Consider the following 14,510-nt stretch of genomic DNA (forward strand, 5'->3'; position numbering starts at 1 on the left):
GAGCGCCTGCCTTACAAGCAGGATGTCGGCAGTTCGATCCTGTCATCGTCCACCAACGTAAGCGGTTATCTTCGGATGACCGCTTTTTTGTTATAGAAATAAAAAGTAAGAGTACAACTGTAGTAGTTGTACTCTTTGCACTTTATGTACTTTATGTACTTTATATAGTAGTTGTTGTTCTTTATGTAGCAGTTGGATTCTTAGTATTTAACGCGGCGCGTACATGATAATATAGACACCTACAAGACATACGAGACCGCCGATGATATCATATGTGTCTGGTCGTAAACCATCGATGAGCCAACCCCATAGGATGGAGAGGGCGATAAATACGCCACCGTAGGCTGCGTAAACTTTACCGAAGCTTGCTTCCGGTTGGAACGTAGGGATGATGCCGTATAAAAATAGGATGATGGCACCGGCCAGTAAATAGACAGGACTTTTATCGTCACGCATATAGAGCCATACTAAATAACCGCCACCAATTTCGGCTAAGCCGGCCAAGATAAAGAAGAAAATAGATAAAAGCATAATTACCTCGCTATATTAATTGAAATCTATTCTCTATTTTACAACTTGTGATAGTAGAGAGCAATTATTTTTAACATAATAAAAACCTCGTACACCTAAAGGTATACGAGGTTATGTTCGTTCTTATAAACGTGCTGGTGATTCGCTTTGTACATAGTCCATAAAGGTATGCATTGTTTCGGATTTAGAGTTATTCTTCTTGAATGCGAAGCACACTTGTAGTTTAAATGGTTTTTCTAAAGGTATGAAGCCATCATTGATATTTAAAGAATTTAAGATTTGGCGTGCTACGATGCAGCCAGATTTATTTTTTTTGCAGTAGTCGATCATTGTATATGGGTTGGATAAACGGCTGCCTCTAATATGTAGGTTTTGTTGGCCGTTACCCACATAGTTTTTCAATGTGCGATACATAAAGTACTTAGGTGGATACATAAGCAACGGTTGTTGCTGAATTGCTTTCAAACTAGCAACTTCCATACCATCGATAATGTTTGGAGCATAGTATACGAATTCGTCCTCCCGAAGGGCCGTAGATTCATAGGCTGACATATCTTTGTTGTTTGGTAAGTAGAGGAGAGCGATGTCAATACGATTTTCGCGTAAGTCGAGCATCAATTCTTCTTCTTCCATGTCGTAAATGCTAACTGAAAACTCAGGATGGTTTTGGAAGAAGTGAGATACATAGCCATTAAGACGGATATCACCTAAACTACGCAAGACACCAATATTTAAGATCGGACGCTCTACCTTGCTGGCTAAACGAATCGATTGGATAGCGCGTTCCAATGTGTCAAGAACTTGCTCTGCTTCTGGTAGGAATAATTCGCCTTCAGGCGTTAAACGGCTACCTCTTGTAGAACGGGAGATTAATTTCACACCAACTAAACGCTCTAATTTTTTCATTTGAGCGCTGAAAGCTGATTGTGTAATATTCATAGATTGTGCAGCTAATGTAAAGCTTCCTGTTTTATTATAGGTAATAAAACTTTGTAGCTCTTGCATTGTAGGTAACTCTTTCATAGTATTCCCCCAATATTGACATAAAACTCCAATGATACCTATTACCTTTCTTACTCATATTGTAGCATACTATAATTGTTTTTTCATCTAAATCTATAAAATATGATGAAGCATGCACAATCGATATAGTGAGCAATATTATCGTAAAAAATCGTGATAAATAAATGCGATTATGCACTTATTTCAATGACTTTCACAATTATCAATAATTGACATAAGTAAATGAAAATGATATTATACATGAGTACCTTTATGTGTAGGTACAAGTTTATATTAATCTTATGAGGTGATAATCACATGGCAACGAGAAGAGAGGCTCGATTCAAACTTTGTCGTCGCTTTGGTGTGAACGTATTCGGTCACGCAAAAGCCTTGAATCGCGTCAAAAAAGACCAACGTCAGAAAAAAATGTCTGAGTATGGCACACAATTATTAGAAAAACAAAAAGTTAAAGCTTACTACAACTTGCTAGAACGCCAGTTCGTACGCTATTATGATAAAGCGAAAAAAATGCAAGGTGTTACAGGTCAAAACATGTTGATCCTTTTGGAACAACGTCTTGATAACCTTGTATATCGCATCGGTTTCGGTAACTCCATTCGTCAAGCTCGTCAAATGGTAAACCATGGCCACATCTTGGTAAACGGTCGTCGCGTAGACATTCCTTCCTTCTCCTGTAAACCAGGCGATGTAATCGAATTGCGCGAAGCATCTCGTGACAACGAAATGTTCAAAATTAACTTCCAAGAACTTCGTTCTTTCGAACTTCCTTACATTGAAAAAGACTTGGAAGGCTTCAAAGCTACATTCACTCGTCTTCCTCAACGTGAAGAACTTCCTATCGAAGTTAACGAAACACTTATCGTCGAATTGTACTCCAAATAATTTGGCGCTTATGGGAAAACCACTCAGAATTGGGTGGTTTTTTCTTTATGACATGTCACTGTTAAAGGGCTATAACAGTGTAAAAAACAATTGACATAGAACACCAAAATCTGTATACTATTTTGAGTAAGCTTTAGTCGTGTTTCCATTAGCCCCGGAAGCAAAGGACAAGCTGATTTTGGTAGAATTATGACGTTATTAGGAGGATATGCAGCATGAAAACTACATTTATGGCCAATCCGAACACAATCGAACGGAAATGGTATGTTGTTGACGCTGAAGGTAAAACTTTAGGACGCCTTGCTGCCGAAGTTGCAAAAGTTCTTCGGGGCAAAAATAAACCAACTTTCACACCACACGTAGACACTGGTGACCATGTGATCGTTGTAAACGCAGAAAAAATTCGCGTAACTGGTAAAAAATTGGAACAAAAGGAATACTTCCGTCACTCTGGTTACCCAGGTGGTTCCCGTTTCACTAAATTGTCCATGATGCTTGAAAAACAACCTGAACGTGTTGTTGAAATGGCAGTTCGTGGTATGCTTCCAAAAAACAAATTGGGTGCACAACAATACCGTAAATTAAACGTATACGCTGGTCCTGAGCATCCACATGCAGCTCAAAAACCAGAAGTATTAGAAATTTCCGTACGATAATCTAGAGGGAGGAACATATAATGGCAGTAGCACAATATTACGGCACTGGTCGTAGAAAATCTTCCGTTGCTAGAGTTCGTCTGGTACCGGGCACAGGTAAAATCACTGTTAACAAACGTGAACTTAATGAATATTTCGGTCGCCAAACTTTGGAATTGATCGTAAAACAACCTTTGAACTTGACTAACACAGTTGAACAATACGATGTAATCGCAACTGTAGCTGGTGGCGGTCCTTCCGGTCAAGCTGGTGCAATTCGTCACGGTATCTCCCGTGCGTTATTGGACGTAGATGGCGAACTTCGTCAATCTTTGAAAAAAGCTGGCTTCTTGACTCGTGACCCACGTATGAAAGAACGTAAAAAATACGGTCTTAAAAAAGCCCGCAAAGCAAGCCAATTCTCCAAACGTTAATATTTGGAAAACAGGTTATTACACCTGCAGACAATGTCTGCAGGTGTTTTTTTATACTATGATTAATATAATATTGTCGTTAGAGTGGAAAATTATTTTTACGTTTACATCTATATTTAATTCCCCTATAATAGAGATATATCATCGAATTTTTTCGAATATAGATTTTCATATAGGAGAACTCATATGATTTATAATACAATTCAGTACGTAGTAGATAATGGTATCGGTACGTTGACATTTAATCGGCCTACAGTGGCGAATGGTTTTAATATCGAGATGTGCAAGGAAATCCTTGAGGTTTTAGATAACGCACATAATGATGAAAGTGTTCGTGCTTTGCTCATCAATGCTGAAGGTAAGGTATTCTCTGCTGGTGGCGATTTAACAGAAATGGAACGGGCTGTAAATGATGGTGATACAGAGTCTTTATTTGAAATTGTTGAACTAGTAGCTCAAATTTCTATGGCTATGAAACGCTTACCTAAACCTGTTATCATGAGCCTTCAAGGTGCTGCAGCAGGTGCGGCGTTCAACATGGCGTTAGCTGCAGACTTTGTTGTAGCGGCTAACAATGTACGCTTTATCCAAGCTTTCGTAAACGTAGGTCTTGCTCCAGATGCAGGTGGTTTGTTCTTGTTAACTCGTTCCATTGGTATGAACCGTGCTATGCATATCGTTATGACTGGTGAAGCCGTATCTGCTGAAAAAGGTAAAGAACTTGGCTTTGTATATAAAGTTTGTGAATTAGAAGATCTAGAAACTGCTACAAGACGTCTTGTAGAGAAATTAGCAAAAGGTCCTGCACAATCTTACCGCGTTATGAAAGAAATGATGTGGAATAGCTTCTTATCTGGCTGGGAAGAGTACAAGAAGTTTGAAGTAGAAAATCAATGCTCCTTAGGTCTTTCTGAAGACTTTAAGGAAGGCGTACGCGCATTCACTGAACGTCGTCGCCCTAAATTTGGTCAAAAATAATAATTATTCTCTTGTAATTCTTTGGAATATCATGTATTTTATAAGCAGTTACTAATATAATTCGAACCGATGTGGCTCTATATATTGAGTTACATCGGTTTTTGCTTTCATAAAAAAGCAAAAGTGTATATAATAGTACTATTATAATAGTTTTAGGAGGTCATTATTACATGGCTCAAGATACAATTAAATGTTATGACGGTCCTAGTGATGTAGTCCAAGCATTGGCGGAGGATTTTATTGATTTTACTAATGATGAAATTAGCCGTACTGAAACGTGCATCGTTGGTATTACTGGGGGTACTGTTATAAATGGTTTGTTAGAATTACTTAACTCTCCTGAATATATTGAGCGCCTTAATTGGGAACGGATATTCTTCTTGTGGACTGATGAGCGTTTCTTACCACAAGCGCATGAGGATAATTACTTCAATCGCGTAAAACCTCATTTGCTATGCAAGGCAAAGGGGGCTGCTCATTTCTTGCCAATTAATACGGATTCTAAAACCGTACATGAAGCGGCTGAAGAATATGAAAAAGAGGTTCGCAATGTCCTAAAGGCATGTAAAAAATCTGGTCTTGATTTAGCGTTGCTTGATTTAGGCGAGGATGGTCATACGGCAGGATTATTTGCAGGCTCTCACGCATTGCGTGTAGCTGATCAAGATGTAGTGGCCGTTGAAGATGGCAAGGTATGGGAACGCATTTCTATGACATTTTCTTTCCTAGCAAAATCTGATGCTGTCTGGTTTACTGTGACTGGTGAAAGCAAGCGAACTGCATTGACAAAGGTATTATACCAACGCGAAGATTACGAGGATTTAACGTGGGAAAAACGCATTGGTCGTACATTGCCTGGTGCTGTGCTTTCACAAGAAGCTGTGACCTGGTATGTGGACAAGGCAGCCTATAATGATGTACACTAAAAGATGTAAGTTTTAGTAAATATAAAGGAGATACATATGGGATCTATAGGAACACCTGAATTAATAGTTATATTAGTGATCGCTTTAGTTATCTTCGGACCTGGTAAGTTGCCTGAAGTAGGTAAAGCTATTGGTAAGGGCATCAATGAATTTAAAGATGCTATTTCCGGCCCTAAAAAAGCTGTTGATGAAACGAAAGAAGCCGTTAAAAAGGCGACTACTATCGACGTAACAGCAGGGGCCAAAAACGACGATAAACATAAAGAAGCTAATGATTAATAGGAGGTATCACTATGTGTAAAGATTGTGGTTGCGGTGAAGATAATGGTGTTGTAACAAAGGTATTTACTGTGCCTGGTATGATGTGCAATAACTGTAAAGAAACTGTTGAAGGTGCATCCCTTGGTTTACCTGGCGTTTTGAGCGCAGAGGTAAATTTGCCAGAGAAAACAGCGACTGTTTCTTTTGATCCAGCAAAAGCATCTGTTGAAGTTATTACAAAAGCTATTGAACGTACAGGCTTTGAAGTAGAAAGCGTTGCAGATGGTGTACAAGAACATAGTCATGGTTTACTAGGAACATTGAAACGTTTCTTCAAATAATCGAACCCATAGGGCTGTATTGAAACACTGTTTCGATGCAGCCTTTTTTCATAAAGAGGTAATAAAATGATACGCAAGTTTGATGCTAAAAATTTCAAGTGGGATGGCGTCGATACCTTGGTATATAAACAAGATGGTAGCCCTTTTAAAGATGTAACACGTCAAGTTTTATACGATGGGGCCTTTGATATTCCATGCCAATTCCGCTATTTTGAATGCTTGCCAGGTGGGTATTCTACGCTTGAATATCATGAACATACACATATGGTTATGATATTCCGCGGGAAGGGTCAAGTCTTATTAGGCGATGAAATCCATGATGTAGAAGCTGGTGATTTTATTGAAATTCCAGGCAAAACGATACATCAATTCCGGGCTAATAAAGGAGATTATATCGGGTTCCTTTGCTTAGTTAACCAAGATCGGGACAAGGTAAAATTATTAACCCCTGAAGAGATGGATACATTGCGCTCTAATCCGAAGATTAAAGAGTTTTTGGAAAGCTGTTAATTCATATGGCGGTTATGTGTGATGACCGCCATATAGTTTTTTATAATCAACAGTAACTATTGATATGTGTAGTTTGATAGGGAGGTTCTATGAATACCTTTACACGGGCCGCACTGACGGTACTGGTAGGACTTGTGATTTGGTTCTTGCCTCACACAGAGGCGATTAAGCCTGAAGGCTGGCATTTATTAGCTATCTTCACGGCTACAATTGTAGGTTTTATTTTACGACCTTGGCCAACAGGTATTATGGCACTCTTTGGTATTGTTGCGGCAGTAGCAACAAATTCTATTACCATGGTGCAAGCATTAGGTGGTTACGCTGAAGCCAATGTATGGCTTATCGTAGCAGCTGTATTCTTTTCTAGAGGCATTATTAATTCTGGCCTTGGTAAGCGTATCGCGTATACTTTGATTCGGTCCTTTGGTACTAGTTCCTTAAAGTTAGCTTATGCATTGGCTTGTACGGATCTTATTATTTCTCCTGCCACGCCATCTAATACGGCTCGTGGAGGCGGTATTATTTTCCCAATTGTACAAAACATTTCGTTAGCCTTTGATTCTGAGCCAAATGGTAGTACGGCACGTCGTATTGGGGCATACTTGATGACAACGGCTCATACGATAAACACCATTACTGTAACAATCTTCTTAACTGCTTGTAGTGGTAACTTATTGATTACATCCTTAGGTGCAAAATTATTTGGCTATGATATTTCATGGTGGGAATGGTTCCAAGCAGGTGTAATTCCTGGTGTAATTTGCATGATTTTGATGCCTTGGTTTATTTATAAAATCTATCCGCCTGAAATTAAGGAGACACTTCAAGCAGCGGTAATGGCCCAAAAAGAGCTAGATATACTAGGTCCTATTACAAAGGCTGAAATTTCAGTGGCTATTATTTTTGTACTTTGTATTTTGTTGTGGTCCACAGCGATTTGGACGAAGTTACATCCTACTGTAGTTGCTATGATGGGCGTACTTGCTTGTGTAGTTACAGGCTCCCTTACTTGGGAAGATATTCTAGGTGAACGCACAGGTTGGGATATTCTAATCTGGATGGGTACCCTCGTTGGTATGGCTGGTTTACTTGGCAAGCTTGGTGTTGTTGCAGTATTTGCTGATTTTGTAAGTCAACATCTTGTAGGTATTGATTGGTTCTGGGCATCCTTTATTATCTCTGCAACCTTTGTATACTCTCAATATTTCTTTGCCAGTGGAACAGCTCGTATTACAGCGTTATTCTCCGCCTTTGCAGCTATCTTGGTAGCAATGGGCGCACCAATTCCATTTACCATCTTGCTCTTTGGTTTGATGAACAGCCCTGGCTGTACATTAACACATTATAGTTCTGGTGTAACACCAATCTTCTTCGGTGCTGGTTATGTGCCGCAAGGAACATGGTGGCGTGTAGGTCTTGCCATTTCTGTAGTAAGTTTCCTTATTCACTTCTGGGGCGGCACCCTTGGCATGTGGCTATTCGGTATTCTATAATATTCAAAAATCCCTCACAGTAGTGGGGGATTTTTTGTTTGCGCTATCTGTTTAGTAGTTTGTTATCGTTTTATTTTCTATGTGTATTAGATAGGTAGTATATTATTGTTATTGCTATAGTTTTTATATATGGTAAACTTTAAAAATTTATATGATAAATCTATAGAATATTTATTGCACGACATTATATAAAGTGTTATTATTATTTTATGATTACAGATTACTTTAGGAGGAAACATGTTGGGTTTAGTCATTAGCTTGTTGATTATCGCGCTCGTCGTGATTATTAAAGACATTCGAATTATGAACAACAACTTAACAGGTTTTTGTCTTAGAAGTTCCACGAATGGTTTAATATACAATCAATAAGAATTGACTATACGGTTTGTTTCTTATGTGTATTTATTCCAAGGGATACATAGGTCGTTTATGTATATAGGAATTCTGTAAACAAAAGGAATATCATTTGTAAACTTTTAAGACGATTCATATGAATCGTCTTTTTTTATTCAGTTGAAAGGCATCCAAGTGGATACTTTCAAGAAAAGTGAGGAGATTAACATGAGTTGTAGAAGTGACAATTTAAAAACAGGCGTAGCACGTGCACCACACAGATCTTTGCTAAAAGCTCTTGGTTTTGTTGATGAAGAAATGGGCAGACCAGTCATTGGTATTGCGAACTCTTTCAACGAAATTATCCCTGGTCACGTGGGCTTGAAAAATATTGTACAAGCCGTAAAAGACGGCATTCGCAACGCAGGTGGTGTGCCAATCGAGTTCAATACAATTGGTATTTGTGACGGCTTGGCGATGAACCACATCGGTATGAAATACTCCTTGGTAACTCGTAATATCATCGCTGATTCCATCGAAGCAACAGCTATGGCAACACCATTTGATGCTATGGTATTCATTCCAAACTGCGATAAAGTAGTACCTGGTATGTTGATAGCTGCAGCTCGTCTAAACATTCCATCCGTATTCGTGTCTGGTGGTGCTATGCTTGCAGGCGTACATAATGGCAAAAAAATCGGTTTGTCTGATGTATTCGAAGCAGTAGGTAAACATCAAACTGGTGAAATGGGTGATGCTGAGTTATCTGAAATCGAAAATACAGCATGTCCTACATGTGGTTCTTGCTCTGGTATGTATACAGCTAATACAATGAACTGCTTAACAGAAGCTCTTGGTATGGGCCTTCCTGGTAATGGTACAATTCCAGCAGTATACTCTGAACGTTTACGTCTTGCTAAATTAGCAGGTATGCAAGCAGTAGAGGTATTGAAAGCAAACCTTCGTCCTAAAGACATTATGACACGCGAAGCCTTTGAAAATGCAGTAGCTCTAGATATGGCTTTGGGTGGTTCCTCTAATACAGCACTTCATTTGCCAGCTATCGCTCACGAAGCAGGCGTACCATTGTCCTTGGACGACTTCGATCGCATTGCACAAAACACACCTCAATTGTCTAAACTTTCTCCATCTGGTAAATACTTCATCGAAGACTTGTATGCTGCCGGTGGCGTATCTGCTGTGTTGAAACGTTTAGCCGAAAATGGTCGTTTGCATACAGCTTGCAAAACTGTAGCTCTTAAAACACAAGGTGAAATTGCAGAGGCTGCTCATGTAACTGATGAAGACGTTATTCATCCTTGGAATAATCCTGTTCATGAAACAGGTGGTATTGCCGTTCTTAAAGGTAACCTTGCTGTAGACGGTTCCGTTGTAAAAGCAGGTGCCGTAGATGAAGATATGCTTGTTCACTCTGGTCCAGCAAAGGTATTCAACAGCGAAGAAGAAGCTGTTGAAGCTATTACAGGCGGTAAAATCGTAAAAGGCGATGTGGTAGTTATCCGTTACGAAGGTCCTAAAGGTGGCCCTGGCATGCGCGAAATGTTAACACCAACATCCATGATTGCTGGTATGGGTCTTGATAAAGACGTAGCATTGTTGACTGACGGTCGTTTCTCTGGTGCTACACGTGGTGCATCCATTGGTCACGTATCTCCAGAAGCAGCAGCAGGTGGCACAATCGCCGTTGTTGAAGATGGTGATATCATCAACATCGATATTCCAAATGGTAAATTAGAATTGGCTGTATCTGATGAAGAAATCGCTCGTCGTAAAGCAGCATTGAAACCATTCAAATCCAATGTAACTGGATATCTTAAAAAATACGCTCTTCATGTATCCTCTGCAGCACAAGGTGCTATCGAAGTATTTGAAGACTAATAGTAGATTTTCATTAATACTAACTAGAGGAGATAGAGTACATGCATAAGTTGTATGATTTTATGGAGGCTCGTGAGCGATTAAGCACAATCACGGTGAAAACAAAATTGCTTCACAGTGATGTGTTCTCCGATGAAAGTGGCAATGATGTATATATCAAGCCAGAAAACTTGCAAATAACAGGTTCCTTTAAGGTTCGTGGTGCCTATAATAAAATTGCAAAATTAACAGAAGAAGAAAAGGCGCGCGGCGTTATTGCCGCATCTGCCGGTAACCATGCGCAAGGTGTAGCGCTTGCTGCAAAACGTCTAGGCATTAAAGCGACAATCGTTATGCCAAAACATACACCTCTCATCAAGGTTAATGCTACAAAACAATATGGTGCCGAAGTCGTTCTACATGGTGAGATTTATGATGAAGCTTACCAAAAAGCGATGGAATTACAACAAGAGCACGGCTATGTGTTCGTCCATCCTTTTGATGACGAAGATGTTATCGAAGGGCAAGGTACAATTGCATTAGAAGTTCTTGAGGAATTGCCTGATGCGGATGTATTGCTAGTTCCTGTTGGTGGTGGCGGTATTGTTTCTGGTATCGCAGCTGCTGCAAAATTAAAAAATCCTAGCATTAAAATTATTGGTGTAGAACCAGAAGGCGCGGCTAGTGCAATAGCTGCGTTAAAAGCAGATCATCCTGTACCACTTAGTGAGGTGGCAACTATCGCAGATGGTACAGCTGTACGTCAAATCGGCGAAACTACATTAAAATATATTAAGAAATATGTAGATGAAATTGTTACTGTCTCTGATTATGAATTGATGGAAGCATTTTTGTTGCTTGTAGAAAAACATAAGTTAGTCGCAGAAAACTCCGGTATTTTACCATTAGCAGGTCTAAAAAAATTAGACTGTAAAGGCAAAAAGGCAGTAGCCATTGTTAGTGGTGGTAATATCGACGTACTTACGATTTCTTCTATGATCAATAAAGGTCTCGTATTACGTGGTCGTATCTTCACTTTCTCTGTCAACCTTCCAGATAAACCAGGTCAATTGGTTGCTGTATCTGAAATGCTTGCAGATGCGGATGCAAACGTTATTAAACTTGATCATAATCAGTTTAAAAACCTTGACCGCTTCCATGAAGTGGAATTGCAAGTGACTGTAGAAACAAATGGTGAAGAACACATCAAACACATTATTGATACTTTCAAAAATAATGGTTACATTATTAAACGATTAAATTCCAGCGAGATTTTATCTGAATAGCTGGTCGAAAGGGTTCCTATGAGCGCAGAAACAATCAATGGGGCACGCATTGTCCTTGAAACATTGCATCGCCTTGGTGTAACCGACATGTTCGGTTATCCAGGTGGCGCGGTAATTCCAATTTATGATGAAATTTATAGCTTCCCTGAAATTAAACATTATTTTGTTCGCCATGAACAAGGTGCAGCCCATGCAGCAGATGGTTATGCACGCGTATCTGGAAAAGTAGGCGTATGCCTCGCTACATCCGGTCCTGGTGCAACTAATCTTGTTACAGGTATTATGACTGCTTACATGGATTCTGTACCTATGGTGGCCATTACTGGTCAGGTTGGTCGTCCGTTTATTGGTAAGGATTCCTTCCAAGAAGCAGATATCCAAGGTATTACCATGCCGATTACAAAACATAACTACCTTGTTCAAGATATTCGCGATTTACCTCGCATCATTAAAGAAGCGTATTTTATTGCTAGTACAGGTCGTCCAGGGCCAGTTCTTATTGATATTCCAAAGGATATTCAAACAGAAAAAATATCCATGACAGAATACAATAAATTATATGAAGTACCTATCCATCTTGAAGGTTATGATCCAACCTATAAAGGTCATCAAGGGCAAATTAAGAAAGCGGCTACACTCATTAAAAATGCGAAACGTCCGCTCATCATTGCCGGTGCCGGTGTATTGAAATCTGGCGCTATGGATGAGTTAAAGGAATTGGCAGAAAAGGCTCAAATTCCTTTAACAAATACATTAGTTGGCCTTGGTGGTTTCCCAGGTAACCATGAGCTTGCTCTTGGTATGGTGGGTATGCATGGCTCTGTAGCGGCTAATAATAGCACAGAAGAAGCAGATCTTGTTATTGCGGCCGGTATTCGTTTCCACGATCGCATTACAGGTCATCCAGATTTCTTCTGTAAAAAAGCTAAAATTATTCATATCGATATTGACCCAGCAGAAATTGATAAAAACGTTACTATTAACGTACCAATTGTAGGTGACTTGAAGCGAGTTTTATCTGAACTTAATGCGCTTGTAGAACCTACAACTCATGAAGCGTGGATCGGACAAATTCGTGAATGGCAAGCGGAATATCCTATGGTAATTCCTGAATCTAAAGATGGTGTATTACATCCACAATACGTATTATCTGAACTTAACAAGATTGCCAAAGAGGATGCAGTTATTGTAACTGACGTAGGCCAACATCAAATGTGGGCGGCTCAATTCTTAACTCATAAAAAACCTCATACCATTGTTACATCTGGTGGTGCAGGTACTATGGGCTATGGTTTACCAGCTGCAATTGGGGCTCAAGTGGGGGCACCTCATAAACAAGTTATCCTTGTTGTTGGTGATGGTGGATTCCAAATGACCTTCGAAGAGCTCATGATGGTTCGCCAATATAATTTACCAATTAAGATTGTTATCATTAATAATGGTTACCTTGGCATGGTTCGTCAATGGCAACAAATCTTTAATGACCGCCGTTATTCCTATGTAGATTTGGAAACGAGTCCAGACTTCTTGAAATTGGCAGATGCCTTTGATTTGAAAGCCGCTCGTATCGATAATGTAGAGGATTTCAATAAAGAATTTAAATCTTTCATTACATCTGATGAAAGTATCATCTTGGATTGCCGTGTAGCAAGAGAAGATAATGTATTGCCGATGATTCCAGCTGGCGGTACCGTAAGTGGTATGATGGGCAAGAAAGGGGTGCTATAATGGCGAGAGAACATCAAGTCTTAGTAATTGCAAAAAATACAGCAGGCATTGGTGCACGTATATTGGCACTCTTTAACCGTCGTGGTTTTAATGTTACAAAGATGACATCTGGCATTACAAATACACCAGGCTACGCTCGTATTACCCTCACCGTTGAGGCAGATGATCGCATCTTAGACCAAATTCAAAAACAAATTTACAAGCTCATTGATGTGGTAAAGGTTAAAGTTTTTGAAGATCATGATGTGGTATGCCGTGAGTTAATGCTTATTAAGGTAAAAGCAACTGCTGCAACACGCTCTCAAATTGTACAAATTGCCGATGTATATCGTGGCAATGTGCTCGATATTTCTCCTACTTCTATGATTATTGAAGTAATTGGTAGCGTAGAAAAATTACGCGGTTTCATTCAAATTATGGAAACTTATGGTGTCCTTGAAATTGCCAAAACTGGCATTACCGCAATGAGCCGTGGAGAAAAGATTTAGGAGATGGTTGTGTGAGTAGTGAATTACTCCATTATGAAGACGTCAAGTTTCGTCGTGAAGGTCGCGAAATTTTAAAAGGCATTAATTGGCATGTTGAAGAAGGGGAGAATTGGGCCTTATTAGGTCTCAATGGGGCTGGTAAATCGACGATGCTCAGCATGATTCCAGCTTACCAAATTCCTACAACAGGACTATTACGCGTATTTGGTCATGAATTTGGTAAATATGCATGGCCTAAAATCAAGGCGCGATTAGGCTTTGTTAGTTCGGCGCTTGGACAATTCCAGTCCACCTTGGATAAACAAGTGGTAGAAGATGTTGTTATTTCTGGTGCTTTTAATAGTATTGGTATTTATCAACAGGTAGAGCCTGAAGTACGTGAACGAGGACTGCAATTATTGTCTGAGTTTGGTTTGTCCTATTTGGAAGGCCATAGATTTCATACACTATCTGCTGGTGAACAGCGCCGCGTATTATTAGCACGGGCTATTATGGCTAATCCAGATTTGCTCATTCTAGATGAGCCTTGCTCTGGCCTTGATTTGCCTGCTCGCGAGCAATTCTTAAGAACTGTTGAGAATATGGCACGAGAGGAGCATAAGCCTTTTATTTATGTATCTCATCAAATTGAAGAGATTATGCCCAGTATTACACATGTAGCTATTATTAAAGATGGCCTCATTGTATATAAAGGCAAGAAGCGAGACATCTTAACAGATGAAATTTCTCCCGAAGGAGCATGTCCACACTGCAAAGGTTTGGGAAAGGTAAACCAGATAG

General features: G+C 39.6%; 17 protein-coding genes. 15 read left to right on the forward strand and 2 right to left on the reverse strand.

Annotated features, from left to right (window positions below):
- Positions 1-227, forward strand: a 227-nt coding sequence (locus Q7P05_RS05460; RefSeq protein WP_303930947.1) for a hypothetical protein, incomplete at its 5' end; no start/stop codon positions are given.
- Here the strand turns inward: Q7P05_RS05460 and Q7P05_RS05465 are convergent.
- Both Q7P05_RS05465 and Q7P05_RS05470 read right to left on the reverse strand, forming a co-directional pair.
- Positions 208-531, reverse strand: a complete 324-nt coding sequence (locus Q7P05_RS05465) for a YnfA family protein (protein ID WP_105089692.1) — start codon at positions 529-531, stop codon at positions 208-210. The genes Q7P05_RS05460 and Q7P05_RS05465 overlap by 20 nt on opposite strands.
- Before the next feature lie 123 nt (positions 532-654).
- Positions 655-1,554 (reverse strand): LysR family transcriptional regulator, encoded by a 900-nt coding sequence (locus Q7P05_RS05470; RefSeq protein WP_105094174.1) that lies wholly within the window; start codon positions 1,552-1,554, stop codon positions 655-657.
- A gap of 297 nt (positions 1,555-1,851) precedes the next feature.
- Between Q7P05_RS05470 and rpsD the strand changes: the two genes are divergently transcribed.
- The 14 genes from rpsD to Q7P05_RS05540 form a co-directional block, all read left to right on the forward strand.
- Positions 1,852-2,439 (forward strand): 30S ribosomal protein S4, encoded by a 588-nt coding sequence (gene rpsD / locus Q7P05_RS05475; protein ID WP_303930950.1) that lies wholly within the window; start codon positions 1,852-1,854, stop codon positions 2,437-2,439.
- Positions 2,440-2,654: 215 nt separating this feature from the next.
- The gene (gene rplM, locus Q7P05_RS05480) at positions 2,655-3,095 is read left to right on the forward strand and encodes a 50S ribosomal protein L13 (RefSeq protein ID WP_005381375.1); all 441 of its coding nucleotides are present in this window, start codon (positions 2,655-2,657) and stop codon (positions 3,093-3,095) included.
- A 20-nt stretch (positions 3,096-3,115) separates the two neighbouring features.
- Positions 3,116-3,508 carry a 30S ribosomal protein S9 gene (gene rpsI / locus Q7P05_RS05485; RefSeq protein WP_005377846.1) on the forward strand — a complete coding sequence of 131 codons (393 nt, stop codon included), beginning with the start codon at positions 3,116-3,118 and terminating at the stop codon, positions 3,506-3,508.
- A 186-nt stretch (positions 3,509-3,694) separates the two neighbouring features.
- Complete coding sequence (locus Q7P05_RS05490) at positions 3,695-4,486, forward strand: enoyl-CoA hydratase (RefSeq protein WP_024066640.1); 792 nt, start codon at positions 3,695-3,697, stop codon at positions 4,484-4,486.
- 170 nt (positions 4,487-4,656) lie between these two features.
- Entirely contained in the window at positions 4,657-5,412 is a 756-nt protein-coding gene (gene pgl / locus Q7P05_RS05495; RefSeq protein WP_060923795.1) for a 6-phosphogluconolactonase, read from the forward strand.
- Between the two features lie 36 nt (positions 5,413-5,448).
- Positions 5,449-5,691: a twin-arginine translocase TatA/TatE family subunit gene (locus tag Q7P05_RS05500; protein ID WP_004695192.1), complete on the forward strand. Its 243-nt coding sequence runs from the start codon at positions 5,449-5,451 to the stop codon at positions 5,689-5,691.
- Between the two features lie 14 nt (positions 5,692-5,705).
- A complete protein-coding gene (locus Q7P05_RS05505; RefSeq protein WP_129823903.1) occupies positions 5,706-6,014 on the forward strand; it encodes a heavy-metal-associated domain-containing protein in 309 nt (102 codons plus the stop codon).
- 66 nt (positions 6,015-6,080) lie between these two features.
- Complete coding sequence (locus tag Q7P05_RS05510) at positions 6,081-6,524, forward strand: cupin domain-containing protein (RefSeq protein ID WP_024066644.1); 444 nt, start codon at positions 6,081-6,083, stop codon at positions 6,522-6,524.
- Between the two features lie 89 nt (positions 6,525-6,613).
- Complete coding sequence (locus tag Q7P05_RS05515) at positions 6,614-8,017, forward strand: DASS family sodium-coupled anion symporter (protein ID WP_303930954.1); 1,404 nt, start codon at positions 6,614-6,616, stop codon at positions 8,015-8,017.
- Positions 8,018-8,578: 561 nt separating this feature from the next.
- Positions 8,579-10,249, forward strand: coding sequence for a dihydroxy-acid dehydratase (gene ilvD / locus Q7P05_RS05520; RefSeq protein ID WP_303930956.1), 1,671 nt, complete (start codon positions 8,579-8,581; stop codon positions 10,247-10,249).
- Between the two features lie 41 nt (positions 10,250-10,290).
- Positions 10,291-11,514 (forward strand): threonine ammonia-lyase, encoded by a 1,224-nt coding sequence (gene ilvA, locus Q7P05_RS05525; protein WP_105094168.1) that lies wholly within the window; start codon positions 10,291-10,293, stop codon positions 11,512-11,514.
- Positions 11,515-11,532: 18 nt separating this feature from the next.
- Positions 11,533-13,242 carry a biosynthetic-type acetolactate synthase large subunit gene (ilvB, locus tag Q7P05_RS05530; RefSeq protein WP_303930958.1) on the forward strand — a complete coding sequence of 570 codons (1,710 nt, stop codon included), beginning with the start codon at positions 11,533-11,535 and terminating at the stop codon, positions 13,240-13,242.
- Positions 13,242-13,730 (forward strand): acetolactate synthase small subunit, encoded by a 489-nt coding sequence (gene ilvN, locus Q7P05_RS05535; protein WP_024066649.1) that lies wholly within the window; start codon positions 13,242-13,244, stop codon positions 13,728-13,730. The genes ilvB and ilvN overlap by 1 nt, the downstream gene beginning before the upstream one ends.
- An 11-nt stretch (positions 13,731-13,741) precedes the next feature.
- Positions 13,742-14,510, forward strand: a 769-nt coding sequence (locus tag Q7P05_RS05540) for an ABC transporter ATP-binding protein (protein WP_303930961.1), incomplete at its 3' end; no start/stop codon positions are given.

Source organism: Veillonella dispar (genome assembly GCF_937975875.1).
Lineage (GTDB): Bacteria > Bacillota > Negativicutes > Veillonellales > Veillonellaceae > Veillonella > Veillonella dispar_B.

Bases quoted from the DNA above. Each gene is read 5' to 3' on its own strand.
- Q7P05_RS05465 (WP_105089692.1), bottom strand. From the start codon at position 531: ATGCTTTTATCTATTTTCTTCTTTATCTTGGCCGGCTTAGCCGAAATT.
- Q7P05_RS05470 (WP_105094174.1), bottom strand. From the start codon at position 1,554: ATGAAAGAGTTACCTACAATGCAAGAGCTACAAAGTTTTATTACCTAT.
- rpsD (WP_303930950.1), top strand. From the start codon at position 1,852: ATGGCAACGAGAAGAGAGGCTCGATTCAAACTTTGTCGTCGCTTTGGT.
- rplM (WP_005381375.1), top strand. From the start codon at position 2,655: ATGAAAACTACATTTATGGCCAATCCGAACACAATCGAACGGAAATGG.
- rpsI (WP_005377846.1), top strand. From the start codon at position 3,116: ATGGCAGTAGCACAATATTACGGCACTGGTCGTAGAAAATCTTCCGTT.
- Q7P05_RS05490 (WP_024066640.1), top strand. From the start codon at position 3,695: ATGATTTATAATACAATTCAGTACGTAGTAGATAATGGTATCGGTACG.
- pgl (WP_060923795.1), top strand. From the start codon at position 4,657: ATGGCTCAAGATACAATTAAATGTTATGACGGTCCTAGTGATGTAGTC.
- Q7P05_RS05500 (WP_004695192.1), top strand. From the start codon at position 5,449: ATGGGATCTATAGGAACACCTGAATTAATAGTTATATTAGTGATCGCT.
- Q7P05_RS05505 (WP_129823903.1), top strand. From the start codon at position 5,706: ATGTGTAAAGATTGTGGTTGCGGTGAAGATAATGGTGTTGTAACAAAG.
- Q7P05_RS05510 (WP_024066644.1), top strand. From the start codon at position 6,081: ATGATACGCAAGTTTGATGCTAAAAATTTCAAGTGGGATGGCGTCGAT.
- Q7P05_RS05515 (WP_303930954.1), top strand. From the start codon at position 6,614: ATGAATACCTTTACACGGGCCGCACTGACGGTACTGGTAGGACTTGTG.
- ilvD (WP_303930956.1), top strand. From the start codon at position 8,579: ATGAGTTGTAGAAGTGACAATTTAAAAACAGGCGTAGCACGTGCACCA.
- ilvA (WP_105094168.1), top strand. From the start codon at position 10,291: ATGCATAAGTTGTATGATTTTATGGAGGCTCGTGAGCGATTAAGCACA.
- ilvB (WP_303930958.1), top strand. From the start codon at position 11,533: ATGAGCGCAGAAACAATCAATGGGGCACGCATTGTCCTTGAAACATTG.
- ilvN (WP_024066649.1), top strand. From the start codon at position 13,242: ATGGCGAGAGAACATCAAGTCTTAGTAATTGCAAAAAATACAGCAGGC.